Here is a 17,934-nt window from a genome sequence, read left to right as displayed (position 1 = left end):
CGTTGAAGGCCGACGACGACCTGTCCGTCGCCGCAGAGGACTGGGTCGATGCCAAAAAAGACACCGGGGAAGTCCGCAGTGGTGCGAAGGAGTACTTGGGCGAGATCAAGCCTCCGCCTAAAGATGGCGATCCGAAATCGAATGCGGACTGGTGGAAGGGACTTTCCGAGCAGGAGAAGGCCGACTACATTTCCATGCACCCCGACAGCGTCGGCAACCTGAATGGTCTTCCGGCGGACGTCCGTGATGAGGCAAATCGTGCCATATTCGAGGAGAAACGGGCGGAGTATCAAACCCAGTACAAGAACATACCCGAGGAGCCCAAACCTAAATATGTCTCTAGTAGTAGGGCCATAAGATACAGTGATGAATGGCTCGAATGGCGCCAGAAGTATGAAGGAAGGAGGGCGCACCTGAAATCCGCTTTGGAAGGGGTGAAGGCTATTCAAAAACGTTTCGATAGAACAGGTGAAGGCGGTCTGCCTGAGGCGTATCTCCTTAGGTTCGATCCCAACGACGACGGGCGGGTTGTTCTAGCAAATGGGAATCCGGATACAGCAGACCACACTGCGCTGTACGTACCGGGAACAAAAACACATCTAGGTGGCATTGACGGTGACCTGAACCGAGGTGTGACGCTGTGGCAGGAGAGCCATACGCTTTCGCCTGGAGACAAGATTTCTACGATTACATGGTTCGATTACGATGCCCCGAACCAAATCCCTAACGCTACAAGCGATAAGTACGCAGAAAAAGCTGCTCCTGCCCTGCGTGAGTTCCTTGACGGTAATAGGGTGGCTCATGAGGCCGCCACTGGTGGCACTGCCCACACCACCGTTATTGGTCACAGCTACGGCAGTACGGTTATAGGGGATGCGGCTAAATACCGTAGCGACTACGCGGACACCTGGAGCGACCCGTTGCCCGCCGACGATGTGATCGCGGCAGGGAGTCCTGGCATGCAGGCTGAACATGCCGCTGATCTCGGTATAGATCCTGACCATATGTGGGCCATGAAAGCTGGAGGTGTGGGAAGTGACGACTGGTTTGTACGAGAGGGTGGACGGCGCGTCGGACTGGGAGGTAACGGGGTAATTCCCACCGACAGAGAGTTCGGTGGGCATGTCATGGAATCAGATTCGGATGACCACGGTGGGTATTGGAAAGTGGACGATCACCAAAGGCCATCTGTCAGCCTGAAAAATCAGGCACGGGTTATTGTAGGCGACTACATGGGTGTGACACTTGAGTGAGCCGCGCTTTGGGCTTCTGCGAAAGTCCCGAAAATTTTCATGGTTGGTTTTTTGTGTCGTGGTGACGGCTCCGCTGGTTCTGACGGGATGTTCATCAATGAATGATAACTCTGAAAACAAAGGTAATGCAGAGGCCAAGCTCGGCTACAAGCCAGAGGTCCGCGCTGTTGAAGACGCAAAACAAGAGGTCAACGCGATTTCCAGCAACCTTCTGGACTGGATGGGAGTAGAGGGAAAGGTCACTGAGTCAGGAGCGGCGGTAAGTGTCTGTGAGGCGATTGATCCCGACCTGACGAAATATTACACAATCCATCACCCGTGGTCGGTCTATAAATTGAGTAAAGGAACATTCGAGACGGCGATGCGGAACGTCCGTGAGCGCTTGCCGAAACATGGTTGGGAAATCACGCAAGAGGGTGAGACCAAATCGCGGGCGCGGAACCCGGAGATCGTGGCAGTCAATCGCCGGACGCACCATTGGGTGCAGATCGAGTGGGCCAAGGAACGATCAGGGGATCTCGAGGAATTGATCAGCGTGGACGTCGACTCCCGCTGTTACCGTGCTCCCAAGGGGGCTGAACTCTAACTGGCGGGTGCCATGCGGTGTAAAACTGCCTGATGCCTTGTCCTCACGGTATGCGTCGTCATCGCCGCGGCAGAACACTCGATGGTGACAAAAGACGATGACGGTGTGGACGAAAAGGCCACAGCGTACGGCACTAGTAGATGCGAAGGGCCTGGCCAGGCAGCAGTCCAGCAAGATCCTCAGCCTCTCTGAACTCCGGGTCGCCCTGCTATGTCGATAAGGCTTACAAACCCCACGGTCAATAGTCGGCGGAGGTGCTCATGCCGCCGGCCCGGCCACGCCGCAACGTGACCCGGTACTCCGGCCCGCCTCCCGCTGTAGACAGCCGTACAGTGCCCCGCCGTGCGGCTGCTGGGGTCGGCAGCGTCGGGCCGCACGCCTGTGCTGTCGCCCCGGGAAATAGGTATGCGTACTCAGGCACGTCTGTGGTGGAGTCGTTAGCGTGAGCGATGTGAGGTGTGCCTCGGTATGCATCGTTTGAGACGGAGAACTGTTGCTGAACCGTCGACGGCCCACGACCGCCAGGCAGTTGGGGTGTCCGAGGCTGATGGATAGAGTGGCTTAGGACATCGTTGGTGTCATACGGGGAGGGACAGCGTGGGGCCCATGGAGCCAGGGTCTGAGCCGCAGACGCCGTTCGGCAAGAGGCTGGTCAAGGAAGCCGAGACGCTCGCCAGGTTCAAGAAGCGCCTGGACAAGGTACTGACCGACCTTGAGAAGTCCCCGGCGTCCCGCAAAACGATCTCGGAACAGGCGATCACCCGGGACGCGTACGGCTCGGGTCCCGGGTTCACCTCTTCGGATGACCTGGCCAACCTCTACGAGAAGGTTCATTCGCGGCTGGAGAACCTCGCCCAGTCCTTCGGCGAGCAGATCGAGGCCATGGGTCTCATGGCCATCGTCGCCGAACGTGGCTACGACGGCATGGACGCCGAGCAGGCCCGCCGGATGCGGGAGATCCAGGCGCGGGCTTGGAAGTACTACCGCCAGCCGACCCAGAACCACGCTGACCAGGATGGGAATCACGGCAGCAAAGAGGTCGGGGGCGACGCGCTGTGAGGGGGAGAAGGTAGATGGCCGGGGGAAAGTTCGAGAAACGGTCCCACGACGAGCTCTACAACATGGTCGCGACCGCGAAGCCGGACCAGCTGACCAGTGTCGGGGCCGCGTTGATGGCTGCCTTCGACGACATCAATGCCATCGCGGACGAACTCAAGGCGCACGCCGAACGGGTGCACTGGGAGGGCGAGGGCGCCGACGCCTTCCGTGAGTGGGGTCGCGAGGTCGCCAAGCAGACCCACAAGATGGCCGACTACACCCTGCTCGTCGGCCTGCACATGAGCACTGCGGGCCAGGGCCTGAGCGAGGTCAAGGCCGCGATGCCGGCGCCGACGGCTGCTGACGACAAGAAGCACAAGAGCGATGCGGAGCAGGCGGTCGCGGACAAGCACCACCTGGAAGCGCTCCGGCAGATGGACAAGCTGGACTCGTACTACGAGACGGCGTACACGGAGATCAACGGGCTGGAGGAGCCGAACTTTCCGCCGTTGCCGGCTGGGTTCGTGCAACACGAGGAGCCCCTTGTCTCCCATGCCACCAACTCCTCAGGGACGCTCCAATCCGACGCAGGCACCCCGCTCTCCGCTGCTTCTCATTTCGACGGGAGCACGGGTACTACCACCGTGCATAAGCCTGCAGTCGACCCCTCGGGACGTGGTGCCTTGGGTGTTGAAAGCCTGCCGAATACTGTGCCGGAGACTAGGACGAGCCTTGACTCCACGCAGACGCCACCTTCACCTGACGTCATCGACACAAGCAGGCTGCCTGCTTCGCCACCGCAGGATGTGGAGCAGCACGTAAAGCCTGTAGGGCCAAATAGTCCCAGGCCGCTTCTGCCAAGTGCCCCGCCGATCAGGCGAGGAGGGGGCAACCCCGTTCGAGGGCCTGTCAGCCCTTACCAAGGCGCTGGTAAGCAGTCTCGGTCGATGCCCCCTCCTCGAACCGGACTGCCGGACGGTGTGCATGGTGGAAAGCAGGCTCGTCCGCCAGGGGAAACCACCGCACCACGGATTCCCCGTGGCAGGGTTGTCGGAGAAGAGCAGGGACTGATGAAGCGTGGACCGGTGGGCCCCGCCACACACGGTTTCGGCGATACGCCTCGGTCCGGGAGCAGCGTGCCGGGGCGACGGCTCGCCTCTGAGCGAGGCGGGACCGTGGACAGCCCACGAGGATCGAACAATGTGAACGGGCAGCGTCTGCCGCGGGGCACGGTCGTCGGGGATGAGCACGGTATTCCGCCGAAGCGTGGTCCGCTGGGTGCAGGCGGCCCCTCAACTGAGCGTGGTACGAACGGGCCTGTGGGTGGGGGTGGCCAGGGGCGGCGGCTTGCGTCGGAGTCCGGTGGTGCCGTCGGCAGTACGCGCTCCGGGCGCGGATCACAGTCGGAGTTCACGCCAGGAGGGTCCGGGCTCGTCCGTGGCAATCAGGTGTCAGAACCGATGCGGCGCTCCGGTAGGGGGGCGTCGAACAGCTCGGACGCCAGCTCCAGGCCCGATTACCTTCAGGAAGACGAAGAGACCTGGGCGGGTGGACGGCGTGACACGGTCCCGCCGGTCATCGACTAGACCGACATGTCCTGCGCAATGCCGAGGAGAGCACTCACCTATGCCATTTCAGAAGTACGGAACGCGGCAGCGTTCCTTGTCGGCTCTGGCGACGCTCGGAGCCGGACTTATGGTGCTGGGTGGTATTGCGCCCGCGGCAGCTGCGCAGGATATCAGCTCCCAGCAGTGGTACCTGAATGACATGCAGGCCGACGGTATGTGGAAGGTAAGCAAGGGCAAGGGCGTCACTGTGGCCGTTATCGACTCAGGCGTTAAGGCGTCGCTACCCGAGCTACGGGGGCGAGTATTGCAGGGCACAGATGCCTCTAACTCCCCGACAAATCCACATGATGACGAAACCGGTCACGGGACCACTATGGCGGCGCTCATCGCCGGCACAGGAGACGGTGGTGGTATTCAAGGGCTGGCGCCAGAGTCCAAGATCTTGCCTATCAAAGCTGTTGTCAATGGTAAGACGGATGCCGCTGACCCGCTACTCGCCAGGGCTATCAGGTATGCGGTTGATCACGGCGCGCGAGTCCTGAACATTTCCCTAGGTACAGAGGGTACGAGTTCCGCCTATTTCGCTAAGTCTCAGTCCGCCGTAAAGTACGCCATTAATAAAGGTGCCTTGATATTCGCCGCCACGGGCAACAGCGGGGACAAAAATAACTTTCCTGAGTACCCTTCTTCGTTGCCTGGTGTCGTAGGAGTGGGTGCGATCAACCGTGAAGGGAAAGTGGCTGGGTTCTCCACCCATGGTGACCAAGTGGGGCTGGTGGCCATCGGGGATGAGATCCCCAAACACTGCGGGGACAACGTCTGCACATCGCGCGGGACCAGCCAAGCCACCGCCATCACCTCCGCCTCCGCTGCCCTGATCTGGTCCAAGCACCCCGAGTGGACCAACAACCAGGTCCTGCGCGTCATGATGCAGACCGCCGCGAAGCCCAAGAGCGGTGACATCCCGAGCAGTTATGTCGGATACGGCTCGGTCCGGCCTCGTAAGGTCCTCATCGACGGCGAGGGTGATCCGGGGCCCGCCAACACCAATCCGTTGCTCGCTCGTGAGGGGGCGACGAAACCAAAGCCTTCCGAATCGGCGTCTCAGCCGGCGGAGGACGGCTCACAGCCCGCGTCGGATAAGCGGGCTGCCGAGAAACCCGCAGGGGAGGCCAAAGCGAGCGACGACGGCGGCGGTAACAGTACGCTCTGGGTCGCCCTGGGTGCGGGCATCGTTGTGGTCGCCGGGGCCGCGGTCGCCTTCACCGTCGTGCGGCGTCGAGGCGGAACGATGGCCAGGCCGTAACCAGTACCAGTACCAGCACAGCACCAGCTACAGCTATACGCTTCCTGCCATGTCGGGTAGGAGTTCCACAGAGTGGTGAGCTGACGAAATCCCCAGCTCGGCTCACCAACACATCATGGGGGAAGGTGGAAAGATGTCGGGCTCGCAGCGGATAAGCGACGCACACTTCCGGAAGTTCGAGAGCGACCTCGGCCGCGTCAGTGAGGACCTCTCACAGAACCTGCGCACGCTGATCAACGCCATTGACACGGTGGAGACGGCATGGACCGGTCAGGGAGGAAGCGCCTTCAAGCAGGCGCAGATCAGCCTGAACGAGGATCACGAGGCCCTGCGTCAGCTCATCGTCAACATCCACGAGGCGGTGCAGCTCACGCACCGTTCGGGTGGTGCCAATGACAGTGAGATCGCGTCCCAGCTGCGCAGCATTGACGTCAATGGCAGCGCGGCTGGCGGGCACCTCGGCCGTGGTGCGGATGGCCTGGCCCACAGCAAGGTCGATCAGTTCTAGCCGTCGAGGGGGCCGTCGAGGCCCCTGAGGCAGAGCCGATCGACAACCATCAAGACACCACGAGGGGTGGAGCACAAGTGTCCGGTGACGGGATGGACATCAAGGTCACATACAACTCGCTCGAGGACACCGCCGGTGACCTCGAGCGGGGCGCCAGGGTGGTCAGCCAGCAGATCGAGACCATCATCGCCGCGGTCAAGGCCGTCACCGACGGCTGGGAGGGCGAGGCTCACCAGATGATGCTGGCCGCCGAGAGGCAGTTCAAGACGCGGGCCAACCACATCGAGAGCACGCTCAAAGAGGTGGCGACCAAGGTCAGGACCGGCAGTATGGACTACCACGCGACCGACAAGAAGTCGGCCCAGCTGTTCCAGGACATCGCTTTCTGAGGGCCTGGCCGCCAGCAGATGGGGGTGGGCAACCGCTGAGGCGGGTTGTCCACCCCCATGTCCATGGAGGGCGGCACTGGGCCTACTGCGCACCCTGGTGGGCTCAGGCTCACCAGCCAATCACCGTAGGTTCGGATCCGGTGGCGGCGCACAGCCTTCGGACCCGGGGCACTTGAACCATCCTTGCGTCATATCGCGTGCCACCTGCGGTAAACGCCGCGAGCGCGCGAGTTTCTTTGGCCGACTTGTTCAGCTGCTGTTCTTCTTTGGCCTGCTTGAGAGGACGTACCCGCCGTGTCCCCGCCGTCCGCGTGACGAAGCCGCGTACGCGTTTCCTGTTTCTCCGTGGCCGTGGCCGTGGCTCGGAGCTGGGGCCACGTGTCGCCGTACGTCGTACGTCGTACGTCGCCCTAGCTCATATGAAGCCGCCGGATTCCCGCGGCAGTTGTGTCATCAAAAGTCGGCAATAGCCAGCGTGCGGCCGTGCCCACCGCGTTCCGGCGTCACTGCTCCGGCAGCCACCCCACCTGGGTGAGCGGCACCCCGCGCTTGCGGGAGACGAAGAAACCGCGGCCGGGTGGCATGGGCCGGGGGCGGACGCCGCCGAAGACGTCGCCCTCGGCGGGGTCGCCGGACAGGACCATGCCCTGGGCGCCCAGTTCCTTCACGCGCTGCATGAAGGACTCGAACATCGAGCGGGAGGCGCCCGCGGAATTGCGGGCGATGATGAAGCGCATGCCGACGTCGCGGGCGAAGGGCAGGTTCTCGGTCAGTACTGCCAGTGGGTTGCCGCTGCTGGTGGATACCAGCTCGTAGTCGTCGATGATCACGAAGAACTGCGGGCCGCTCCACCAACTGCGGTCCCGGAGTTGCTGCGGAGTGATGTCCGGCTTGGGGGCGCGTCGTTCCATCAGTCCGTTGAGGGCGTTCGCGTGGAGTTCCAGCGCGGAGGCGATCGGCGCGTATTCGAGGAGGTGGCTGTCCGGAATGACACCGAGGAGGGAACGGCGGTAGTCGCCGACCACGATCTTCGCTTCATCCGGGCCGTAGCGCTCGACGAGCTGCTTGGCGATCAGACGGATGAGCGAGGTCTTGCCCGATTCGCTTTCGCCGAAGATGACGAAGAACGGGTCGGTCTCGAAGTCGATGAATACGGGTTCCAGGTTCGTTTCGTCGATGCCGATCGCGATCCCGTGCTGCGGGTATTCGAAGCCCTTGGGGAGTTCCTCCGCGCGGAGCTTGCGCGGGAGCAGCCGTACGCGCGGGGCGGGCGGGCCCGGCCAGGCGGCGCTGACGGCGCGGACCAGTTCGGTCGTCGCCTCGGTCATGCCGTCGGGGTCGTGGCCCTTGTCGATGCGCGGCTGGGCGCCCATGAAGTGGAGTTTCTCCGGAAGCTGTCCGCGGCCGGGGACGCCGACCGGGACGTTCGCGGCGACCTTGCGGTCGAACTCCGAGTCCATCGTGTCGCCCAGGCGCAGCTCCAGCCGGTTGAGCAGCTGGTCCTTCAGCGAGGCGCGGACCTCCATGTTGCGGGAGGCGGTGATGACGACATGGATGCCGTAGCCGAGGCCCCGGCCGGCGATATCGGTGACGATGCCTTCCAGCATGTCGTACTCGGCCTTGAAGTTGCCCCAGCCGTCGATGATGAGAAAGACGTCGCCCCAGCCCTGGTCGGCGTGTTGTCCGGCCGCGCGCTGGCGTCGGTAGGTGGCGATGGAGTCGATGTTCTGGGCGCGGAAGTACTCCTCGCGCCGGGCGAGCACCCCGGCGACCTCCGCGACGGTCCGCCGTACCTTCTCCGGGTCCAGGCGGGAGGCGACCCCGCCCACATGGGGCAGGTCCGCGATGGCGCTCATTCCGCCGCCACCGAAGTCGAGTCCGTAGAACTGCACCTCGGCCGGGGTGTGGGTGAGGGCGAAGGCGGTGACCAGGGTGCGCATCAGGGTGGACTTGCCGGACTGGGGGCCGCCCACCACCAGCATGTGGCCGGCGGCGCCGGAGAAGTCCCGGTAGAGGATGTCGCGCCGCTGCTCGAACGGCTTGTCGATGAGGCCCAGGGGCACGACGAGGCCGCCCGGCCTGGCGTAGTCCGCCGACTGCAGACCGCGTTCCCGGGTGGGGGCCAGCGGGGGCAGCAGTTCGTCCAGGGCGGGAGCCTCGTCCAGGGGCGGCAGCCAGACCTGGTGGGCGGGCTGGCCCTGGCCTTCCAGACGGCTCACGATGACGTCCAGGACCGTCTCCGCCAGCGCGTCGTCATCGGGCCGGGCCGGGGCGTTCAGCGTCTCCGGGTCCGGGGCCGCGTACGTCACCGGGACCGGGGCGGCGGTGAAGAGGACCGGCCGCCGCTCGACGGGCAGGGAGGCGTTGTCGAGGTGCGCGTGCCCCGTGCGGTACGGGCCGGAGACGTAGGCCGCCTTGAAGCGGGTCATCTCGTCGGTGCCGAACTTCAGATAGCCGGAGCCGGGCACGGGGGGAAGGTGATAGGCGTCCGGCACGCCCAGGGCCGTACGGGACTCGGCGGCGGAGAAGGTGCGCAGACCGATGCGGTAGGAGAGGTACGTCTCGAGTCCGCGCAGCCGGCCCTCCTCCAGCCGCTGCGAGGCGAGCAGCAGGTGCACGCCCAGCGACCGGCCGATGCGGCCGATCTGGATGAACATCTCGATGAAGTCCGGCTTCGCCGTCAACAGCTCGCTGAACTCGTCGATCACCAGAACGAGTGATGCCAGAGGCTCCAGCGGGGCTCCGGCCGCCCGCGCCTTCTCGTAGTCGTGGATGTTCGCGTAGTTGCCCGCCGACCGCAGCAGCTCCTGACGGCGCTGCAGCTCACCGGTGATCGAGTCGCGCATGCGGTCGACCAGCGTCAGATCGTCGGCGAGGTTGGTGATGACCGCGGCCACATGGGGCAGCTCCGACATCCCCGCGAAGGTGGCGCCGCCCTTGAAGTCCGCGAGGACGAAGTTGAGGGTCTCGGACGAGTGCGTGACGGCCAGCCCCAGCACCAGGGTCCGCAGCAGCTCGGACTTGCCCGAGCCGGTCGCGCCGACGCACAGCCCGTGCGGGCCCATCCCGTCCTGCGCGGCCTCCTTCAGGTCCAGCATGACCGGGGAGCCGTCCTCCGACACACCGATCGGCACGCGCAGCCGCTCGGCCAGCGAGCGGGGCCGCCAGGTCCGGGAGACGTCCACCGAACCGGCGTCGCCCAGCCCCAGCAGCTCGGTGAAATCGAGGTTGGCGAGCAGCGGCTCATCGTCGTCGTCCCCGCCCATGCGCAGCGGCGCGAGCTGCCGTGCGAGCGCCTCCGCCGCTTCCATCGACAGCGTGTCGGGGGTGCCGTCGTACGCGGCGACCTGCGACTCCAACTGCAGCTTGCCCGGCCGTACGACGATCGACAGACCGCCGCGCGGCTCGTCGAGTTCCCCCGGCACGATCTCGATGACGGTGACGCCCTGCAGACCCTCGGGCGCCGCGAACGCCGAGTCCGGCGGCACCATCGCGCCGTCGAGCACGAGCACCAGATGCGGTTGGTCGAGGAGCGGCTGCCCGTCCCTGCTGAAGCGGGTACGGCCTTCCAGCCGCCCCCTCAGCAGCTCCTCCACCTCGGCCAGGGAGTCGCCGAACAGCCGCCGCGTGCCCGCGCCGTCGAACGCCCCGGGCACCTGCGTGTGCGGGAGCCACTTCGTCCATTCCCACTGCTCGGCCGCACCGCGCGAGGTGACCGTCGCGATGACCAGGTCCTCCGGCGAATGCAGGGTCGCCAGCTGGGCGATCAGTGCCCTTGCGATCCCGTGCACCTGCTCCGGAGCGCCGGACACGGTCAGGTGGTAGAAGGCGCGCAGCGACACCGCCATGGGCAGGTTGTCCAGTGACCCCTGGGTCGCGAGAAAACGCTGCATGGCGCCCGCCGTCAGCGGCTCCAGCTGATCCACGGTGGCGGTCTCGGGGGCGACCAGGGGGGTGGAGAGCTGCTGTGTGCCGAGGCCGAGCCGCACCTGCACGAAGTCGTCGTCGGTCAGCCGCCGTTCCCACACCCGGCTGCCTTCGGCGACGATCGCCCACAACTGCTCGGGAGCGGGGTGCAGATAGAACTGGGCGTCGCGCTGCCGCCGGGCCGTGCGCCGTACCGTCCGGCGCGTCTGCGCGAGGTACTTGAGGTAATCGCGGCGCATGTCCGCCCGCTGCCCCTGCGAGCCCTGCCGGTGCCGCGTGATCATGGCGATGGTCATGGCGAGCGTGGAGAACATCATCATCACGCCCATGATCTTCATCATGGGGGCGGCGCCCGGCATGAAGAAGTAGACCATCGACGAGCCCATGCCGAGCGTCGGCAGCAACTGCATCAGCATGCCTTCTTGCTGACCGCGCGGCAGTTCCGGGGGTGGTTCGAGGTGGAGTTCGTCGGTCGGTACCTCGGGTGGCAGAGCCCGTGGCTGGCGCTTGACGACGACCTGGCTCACCGGATCCCTCATCCTCCACACGGAGGGACAGTTCTCGTCCGGCACCCCCGTGGCGACGGCCTCCCTCCGCGAGTCAGCGATCCTATCGGCGTCATCGTTCCAGGGCCCCGGTAGGGTGGCCGCCGCGCGCATGACACCGGCGATGTCGCAGACCGAACCAGGGGGCCCCACACGTGAGTACGTCCGCAACAACCGGTTTCTGCAGGGTGACCGTCGTCGCGCCCGACAGCCGGATCGATGTCGCTCTTCCGGAGGACATCCCTGTCGCCGACGTCTACCCCGAAATCCTGCGCCTGACCGGCCAGACCCAGCCGACCGGCGCTCCCACCGGCTACCACCTCGTGCGCCGCGACGGAACGGTCCTGGACGGCAGCCGCTCGCTGCTCGCCCAGCAGGTCCTGGACGGGGAGTTGCTGGCGCTGCGGCCCTTCGCCGAGTCGCTGCCGCCCGCCGTCTACGACGACGTGTCCGATGCGATCGCCTCCGCGGTCACACGCGACCGCACCCTGTGGAACGACCGGTTCCTGCGCGCCGCCGGGCTGCTCGGGGGGTCGCTGCTGCTGATCCTCATGGGCTTCGTGCTCTGGTTCGCCGACCCGGTCGAGCACGACATGCACGGACTCCCGGGGGTCATCGCCGCCGCCGTCGGCGTGCTGTTGACCGCCCTCGCCGGGGTGCGGGCACGGGTGTACGAGGACCGCGCCTCCGCCATCGCCCTGGGCCTGGCGGCCCTTCCCCATCTCATGATCGCCGGATCGGGGGTCCTGGCCCTGGACGCCGGAGAGGGCGTGGGACGGCTCCAGTTCCTGCTCGGCTGTGTCGCGGTGCTCATCGGCTCCGTCGTCCTGGTCGTCGTCATGCCCAGCGGCGACGCACCGTTCGTCGCGGCCGTCTTCGCGGCGAGCGTCGGCACCCTCGCCACGTTCTGCGAAATCCTCACCGACTCCGGCGCCACCGAGACGGCCGCCGTGTGCGCCGTCGTCGCGATCGGAGCGATCGCCTTCCTGCCGGGCCTGTCGGCCCGGGTCGCCCGGCTGCCCATCGGTTATGCCGCGCCCCGCTCGTCGGCCGATGATCTGGACGCCGAGGTGGACGCCGAGCCCCTCGACATCCACCGCATCGCCGCCCAGACCCGTCGTGGCCACGAGATGCTGCTGGGCATGGTCGGCGGCTGCTCGGCCGTCGTCGTCGGCGCCGCCGCGGTCCTCGGCTTCTCCGACGGCGTCTGGGCGCAGCTGCTCGCGCTCGCCGCCGGGCTGGCGATGCTGCTGCGTGCCCGCCTCTTCCGGTACACGGCCCAGGTCGCCGCCGTGCTCGGCGCGGGTCTGCTCGCCCTGGCCCTGCTCGTGCTGGGGCTGTCGCTGAACCCGCCGGCCGACGCGATCCGCGAGCTCCTGACCGAGAACGACCGCGGGCCGCTGGACATCCGCACGATCTGGCTCGCCGCGGCCGTCACCGTGGGCGCCGGTTTGATCATCGCCGTCGCTCTGATCATTCCGAAGAAGGGTCTGTCGCCCTTCTGGGGACGCCTGTCCGACCTGGCCGAGAGCGCCTTCCTGCTCTCCCTGGTGCCCCTGTGCCTCGCCGTCCTGGACGTCTACAGCTCGGCACGGAGCCTGACCAGCGGCTGAGCGCATGCCGATCGCCGCCGGGTCCCTGCCCTGACGCCCGCTTCCCCGTGCTGCGTCGTTGCGGCGTCGCTGTGGCGTCGCGGGGCTCGGGGGCGCCACCGGGACCGCCGCGCGGGGGTGTGCCGCGGACGGGACTCCTGCCGCAGCCCGGCTGCCCCCGCCCCCGGGGCAGGACGCTGGTACCCTGACTCCTGGCCGTTTGTGTACGCGTTCCCCGGAGGCTCCGAGTCTCGGGAGACAGCGCCCAGCGGACCCCGCCTCCCGAGTCACGGAAGATCCCCTGAGACAACGACCAGGGGCACTCGGCGGCTGATGACGAAAGCAAGGAGTACCGAGTGTCGCTCGACGCCGCTACCAAGAAGCAGATCATGTCCGAGTTCGCCACCAAGGAGGGCGACACCGGCTCCCCCGAGGTCCAGGTCGCGCTGCTCACGCGCCGCATCTCCGACCTCACCGAGCACCTCAAGACCCACAAGCACGACCACCACTCCCGCCGGGGTCTGCTGCTCCTGGTCGGCCAGCGCCGCCGGCTGCTGCAGTACCTGGCGAAGAAGGACATCACGCGCTTCCGTGCGCTGGTGGAGCGCCTGGGCATCCGCCGGGGTGCGGCGGGCGCCAAGTAAGACGCCATGAAGGGAGCGGTTCCCGCGACGGGGACCGCTCCCTTTGCCGTACGCGGCACCGTGCGTCAGACGCCGGCGCGGCGCCGTGAGCCGAAGCCCCGGGTGAAGGCCACCAGCCGAAGCCTTGAGTGAAGAGCACAGACGAAAGCCCTGAGCAAGCGCCCTACGCAGGCGCCGTACGCCGCGTCCTCCGCGATGCGTACGCGGGCCACCGCCCCGCGCCGTACGGTTTCAGCCAAAGGTGGCCCGTACGGCCATCGCACCGGTACGTAGCGGGTTCGCTACGTACCGTAGGGACCGGGCAACACAGCCGTCGTGATGACGGCCGAAGCTTTGTAGTCTGGTCCCAACAACGCCATAACGAACGAGGAGGAGCGCCTCATTCCCCGCCGCACCGGCGCCACAGGAGCCGGTCCTCGGTAGTGGCCCCCGGAACTGGTAATTCCGGTGGCTTCGATCGAAGACCGGCCCGGCCGCCGGCCCGCAAGGCCCGGGGCGCTGCTCCACCACCGTCCACCGTCACACGGACGAGGGACGCAGACGAGGAGATTTCCCTGGTGGAGAACGAGACCCACTACGCCGAAGCCGTCATCGACAACGGCACCTTCGGCACCCGCACGATCCGTTTCGAGACGGGCCGGCTGGCCCGTCAGGCCGCCGGTTCGGCCGTGGCCTACCTGGACGACGACACCATGGTGCTGTCGGCCACCACCGTTTCCAAGAACCCCAAGGACCAGCTCGACTTCTTCCCGCTCACGGTCGACGTCGAGGAGCGGATGTACGCGGCGGGGCGCATCCCCGGCTCGTTCTTCCGCCGTGAGGGCCGCCCCTCCGAGGACGCGATCCTCACCTGCCGTCTGATCGACCGCCCGCTGCGCCCGTCCTTCAAGAAGGGCCTGCGCAACGAGATCCAGATCGTCGAGACGGTCATGGCGCTCAACCCCGACCACCTCTACGACGTGGTCGCGATCAACGCCGCCTCCTGCTCCACGCAGCTGGCCGGGCTGCCGTTCTCCGGTCCGATCGGCGGCACCCGCGTCGCCCTGATCAAGGGCCAGTGGGTGGCCTTCCCGACCCACTCCGAGCTGGAGGAGGCCGTCTTCGACATGGTCGTCGCCGGCCGTGTGCTGGACGACGGCGATGTCGCGATCATGATGGTCGAGGCCGAGGCCACCGAGAAGACCATCCAGCTCGTCAAGGATGGCGCCGAGGCTCCCACCGAGGAGGTCGTCGCCGCCGGTCTGGAGGCGGCGAAGCCCTTCATCAAGGTGCTGTGCAAGGCGCAGGCGGACCTCGCCGCCAAGGCCGCGAAGCCGACCGGCGAGTTCCCGATCTTCCTCGACTACCAGGACGACGTCCTGGAGGCGCTGACCGCCGCCGTCCGTGACGAGCTGGCCCAGGCGCTGACCATCGCGGGCAAGCAGGAGCGCGAGGCCGAGCTGGACCGCGTCAAGGGCGTGGCCGCCGAGAAGCTGCTGCCGCAGTTCGAGGGGCGCGAGAAGGAGATCTCCGCCGCGTACCGCTCGCTGACCAAGACCCTGGTGCGCGAGCGCGTCATCAAGGAGAAGAAGCGCATCGACGGCCGCGGCGTCACGGACATCCGTACGCTCGCCGCCGAGGTCGAGGCGATTCCGCGGGTCCACGGCTCGGCGCTGTTCGAGCGCGGCGAGACCCAGATCCTGGGCGTCACCACGCTGAACATGCTCCGCATGGAGCAGCAGCTGGACACCCTCTCGCCCGAGACGCGCAAGCGCTACATGCACAACTACAACTTCCCGCCGTACTCCACCGGTGAGACCGGCCGCGTCGGCTCCCCCAAGCGCCGCGAGATCGGCCACGGCGCCCTGGCCGAGCGGGCGCTGATCCCGGTGCTGCCGACGCGCGAGGAGTTCCCGTACGCCATCCGCCAGGTCTCCGAGGCGCTCGGCTCCAACGGCTCGACCTCCATGGGGTCGGTCTGCGCCTCGACGATGTCGCTGCTCAACGCCGGTGTGCCGCTGAAGGCCCCGGTCGCGGGCATCGCTATGGGCCTGATCTCCCAGGAGATCGACGGCGAGACCCACTACGTCACCCTCACCGACATCCTCGGTGCGGAGGACGCGTTCGGCGACATGGACTTCAAGGTCGCCGGCACCAAGCAGTTCGTCACCGCGCTGCAGCTGGACACCAAGCTGGACGGCATCCCGGCGTCCGTGCTGGCCGCGGCCCTCAAGCAGGCCCGTGACGCCCGGCTGCACATCCTCGATGTGATGAACGAGGCCATCGACGTCCCGGACGAGATGTCCCCCAACGCGCCGCGGATCATCACCGTGAAGATCCCGGTCGACAAGATCGGTGAGGTCATCGGCCCCAAGGGCAAGATGATCAACCAGATCCAGGAGGACACCGGCGCCGACATCACCATCGAGGACGACGGCACCATCTACATCGGTGCCGCCGACGGCCCGGCCGCCGAGGCCGCCCGCGCCACGATCAACGGCATCGCCAACCCGACCATGCCGGAGGTCGGCGAGCGCTACCTGGGCACGGTCGTGAAGACCACCACCTTCGGTGCCTTTGTCTCCCTGCTCCCGGGCAAGGACGGCCTGCTGCACATCTCGCAGATCCGCAAGCTCGCCGGCGGCAAGCGCGTGGAGAACGTCGAGGACGTGCTGAAGGTCGGCGCCAAGGTCCAGGTCGAGATCGCCGAGATCGACCAGCGCGGCAAGCTCTCTCTGATCCCGGTCCTCGAGGAAGAAGAGGGCGCGGACGAGGCGAAGGCGGACGAGACCGAGAAGGACGAAGCCTCCCAGTGACGTCCCGCGCTCAGGCGGCGACGGCCCGCGCCTCTTCGGAGGCGCGGGCCGTCGCCCGTACCCAAACGCTCCTCGAGGGCGAGAACGGCATCGGCACGGTCCGCAAGACGACCCTCCCCGGGGGCCTGCGCGTCGTCACCGAGACCCTGCCGTCCGTGCGCTCGGCGACCTTCGGCATCTGGGCGCACGTCGGCTCGCGCGATGAGACCCGTACGCTCGGCGGCGCCACCCACTACCTGGAGCACCTGCTCTTCAAGGGCACCCGGCGGCGCACCGCGCTGGACATCTCCGCCGCCATCGACGCGGTCGGCGGCGAGATGAACGCCTTCACCGCCAAGGAGTACACCTGCTACTACGCGCGGGTGCTCGACACCGATCTGCCGCTGGCCATCGACGTCGTCTGCGACATGCTGACCGGCTCGGTGATCGACGCGGCCGATGTGGACGCGGAGCGCGGTGTCGTCCTCGAAGAGATCGCGATGACCGAGGACGACCCGGGCGACTGCGTGCACGACCTGTTCGCCCACACCATGCTCGGTGACACCCCGCTCGGCCGCCCGGTCCTGGGCACCGTCGACACCGTCAACGCGCTGGGCCGCGACCAGATCGCCCGCTTCTACCGGAAGCACTACGACCCGACGCATCTGGTCGTCGCCGCCGCGGGCAATGTGGACCACGACGACGTCGTCCGCCAGGTGCACGCCGCGTTCGACAGCGCGGGCGCCCTGTCCCGCGCCGACGCGCTCCCGGTCGCGCCGCGCGACGGCATCCGCGCGATCCGTACGGCGGGCAAGGTCGGGCTGCTGAACCGCAAGACCGAGCAGGCCCATGTGGTCCTCGGCATGCCCGGCATCCCGCGCACCGACGACCGCCGCTGGGCGCTCGGGGTGCTCAACACCGCGCTCGGCGGTGGGATGAGCTCCCGGCTCTTCCAGGAGGTCCGGGAGAAGCGCGGACTCGCCTACAGCGTCTACTCCTACACCTCGAGCTTCGCCGACTGCGGACTGTTCGGCGTCTACGCGGGCTGCCGCCCGAACCAGGTGCACGACGTCCTCAAGATCTGCCGCGACGAGCTCACCCAGGTCGCGGAGAACGGCCTGAGCGACGAGGAGCTGCGGCGCGCCGTCGGCCAGCTCTCCGGCTCCACGGTGCTGGGCCTGGAGGACACCGGCGCGCTGATGAACCGGATCGGCAAGAGCGAGCTGTGCTGGGGCGAGCAGATGTCGGTGGACGACATGCTCGCGCGGATCGCGGCGGTCACCCCGGACGAGGTGCGCGAGGTGGCGCGCGATGTACTGGGACGGCGTCCTTCGCTGTCCGTCATCGGCCCGCTGAAGGACAAGCAGGCGGCCCGCCTCGACGAGGCCGTCGCCTAGGTGCCTGCCAGAGCTGTCCGCGTCGAAGGAAAATCGACGGAAAATCGAAGGAAACAGGATCGATGAGCAAGCTGCGTGTGGCCGTCCTCGGTGCCAAGGGCCGGATCGGCTCCGAGGCGGTACGAGCCGTGGAGGCCGCCGAGGACATGGAACTGGTCGCCGCGCTGGGGCGGGGCGACCAGCTCACGACCCTGGTCGAGGCGGGCGCCGAGGTGGCGGTCGAGCTGACCGAGCCGGCCTCGGTGATGGACAACCTCGAGTTCTGTGTCCGCCACGGCATCCACGGCGTCGTCGGCACCACCGGCTGGACGGATGAGCGCCTGGCGCGGCTGGGCGGCTGGCTCGACGCCGCGCCGCGCACGGGCGTGCTCATCGCCCCGAACTTCTCCATCGGCGCCGTGCTGACC

The 17,934-nt window shown here is 66.8% G+C and carries 12 protein-coding genes and 1 pseudogene; 12 read left to right on the top strand and 1 reads right to left on the bottom strand.

All coding sequences use genetic code 11. From position 1 onward, the window contains the following. From AXW62_RS41755 to AXW62_RS32275, 7 genes are all read left to right on the top strand, one after another. Positions 1–1,253 (top strand): alpha/beta hydrolase (locus AXW62_RS41755; RefSeq protein WP_159061006.1); only part of this gene is annotated, 1,253 nt, incomplete at its 5' end. Next, positions 1,246–1,839, top strand: a complete 594-nt coding sequence (locus tag AXW62_RS44190; RefSeq protein ID WP_079115902.1) for a hypothetical protein — start codon at positions 1,246–1,248, stop codon at positions 1,837–1,839. The genes AXW62_RS41755 and AXW62_RS44190, both read left to right, overlap by 8 nt. Positions 1,840–2,445: 606 nt before the next feature. Continuing rightward, on the top strand, positions 2,446–2,898 hold the full coding sequence (locus tag AXW62_RS32295; RefSeq protein ID WP_244503204.1) for a DUF2563 family protein: 453 nt from the start codon (positions 2,446–2,448) through the stop codon (positions 2,896–2,898). 14 nt (positions 2,899–2,912) lie between these two features. After that, on the top strand, positions 2,913–4,463 hold the full coding sequence (locus AXW62_RS44185; protein ID WP_159061005.1) for a WXG100 family type VII secretion target: 1,551 nt from the start codon (positions 2,913–2,915) through the stop codon (positions 4,461–4,463). Between the two features lie 40 nt (positions 4,464–4,503). Beyond that, entirely contained in the window at positions 4,504–5,751 is a 1,248-nt protein-coding gene (locus tag AXW62_RS32285) for a S8 family serine peptidase (protein ID WP_060947606.1), read from the top strand. A gap of 133 nt (positions 5,752–5,884) precedes the next feature. Next, complete coding sequence (locus tag AXW62_RS32280) at positions 5,885–6,259, top strand: WXG100 family type VII secretion target (RefSeq protein ID WP_030841846.1); 375 nt, start codon at positions 5,885–5,887, stop codon at positions 6,257–6,259. A 77-nt stretch (positions 6,260–6,336) separates the two neighbouring features. After that, entirely contained in the window at positions 6,337–6,648 is a 312-nt protein-coding gene (locus AXW62_RS32275) for a WXG100 family type VII secretion target (RefSeq protein WP_030841849.1), read from the top strand. A gap of 503 nt (positions 6,649–7,151) precedes the next feature. Here the strand turns inward: AXW62_RS32275 and eccCa are convergent. Beyond that, positions 7,152–11,102: a type VII secretion protein EccCa gene (gene eccCa, locus AXW62_RS32270; protein ID WP_060947605.1), complete on the bottom strand. Its 3,951-nt coding sequence runs from the start codon at positions 11,100–11,102 to the stop codon at positions 7,152–7,154. A 173-nt stretch (positions 11,103–11,275) separates the two neighbouring features. Between eccCa and eccD the strand changes: the two genes are divergently transcribed. From eccD to AXW62_RS32245, 5 genes and pseudogenes are all read left to right on the top strand, one after another. After that, positions 11,276–12,733, top strand: coding sequence for a type VII secretion integral membrane protein EccD (eccD, locus tag AXW62_RS32265; RefSeq protein ID WP_060947604.1), 1,458 nt, complete (start codon positions 11,276–11,278; stop codon positions 12,731–12,733). A gap of 335 nt (positions 12,734–13,068) precedes the next feature. After that, on the top strand, positions 13,069–13,356 hold the full coding sequence (gene rpsO, locus AXW62_RS32260) for a 30S ribosomal protein S15 (protein WP_004947547.1): 288 nt from the start codon (positions 13,069–13,071) through the stop codon (positions 13,354–13,356). 557 nt (positions 13,357–13,913) lie between these two features. Then, on the top strand, positions 13,914–16,151 hold the full coding sequence (locus AXW62_RS32255) for a polyribonucleotide nucleotidyltransferase (RefSeq protein ID WP_060947603.1): 2,238 nt from the start codon (positions 13,914–13,916) through the stop codon (positions 16,149–16,151). After that, positions 16,148–17,527, top strand: coding sequence for a M16 family metallopeptidase (locus AXW62_RS32250; RefSeq protein ID WP_030841860.1), 1,380 nt, complete (start codon positions 16,148–16,150; stop codon positions 17,525–17,527). Before AXW62_RS32255 ends, AXW62_RS32250 begins: the two co-directional genes overlap by 4 nt. 62 nt (positions 17,528–17,589) lie before the next feature. Then, positions 17,590–17,934 (top strand): annotated as a pseudogene (locus AXW62_RS32245) (4-hydroxy-tetrahydrodipicolinate reductase); the annotation flags it as partial.

It is taken from the genome of Streptomyces hygroscopicus subsp. hygroscopicus, assembly GCF_001553455.1.
Taxonomy (GTDB): Bacteria; Actinomycetota; Actinomycetes; order Streptomycetales; family Streptomycetaceae; genus Streptomyces; species Streptomyces hygroscopicus.
Note: the sequence above shows the minus strand (reverse complement) of the source record. Positions and strands in the feature narration are given on the sequence as shown.

Bases quoted from the DNA above. Each gene is read 5' to 3' on its own strand.
- AXW62_RS32295 (WP_244503204.1), top strand. From the start codon at position 2,446: ATGGAGCCAGGGTCTGAGCCGCAGACGCCGTTCGGCAAGAGGCTGGTC.
- AXW62_RS32285 (WP_060947606.1), top strand. From the start codon at position 4,504: ATGCCATTTCAGAAGTACGGAACGCGGCAGCGTTCCTTGTCGGCTCTG.
- AXW62_RS44185 (WP_159061005.1), top strand. From the start codon at position 2,913: ATGGCCGGGGGAAAGTTCGAGAAACGGTCCCACGACGAGCTCTACAAC.
- AXW62_RS32280 (WP_030841846.1), top strand. From the start codon at position 5,885: ATGTCGGGCTCGCAGCGGATAAGCGACGCACACTTCCGGAAGTTCGAG.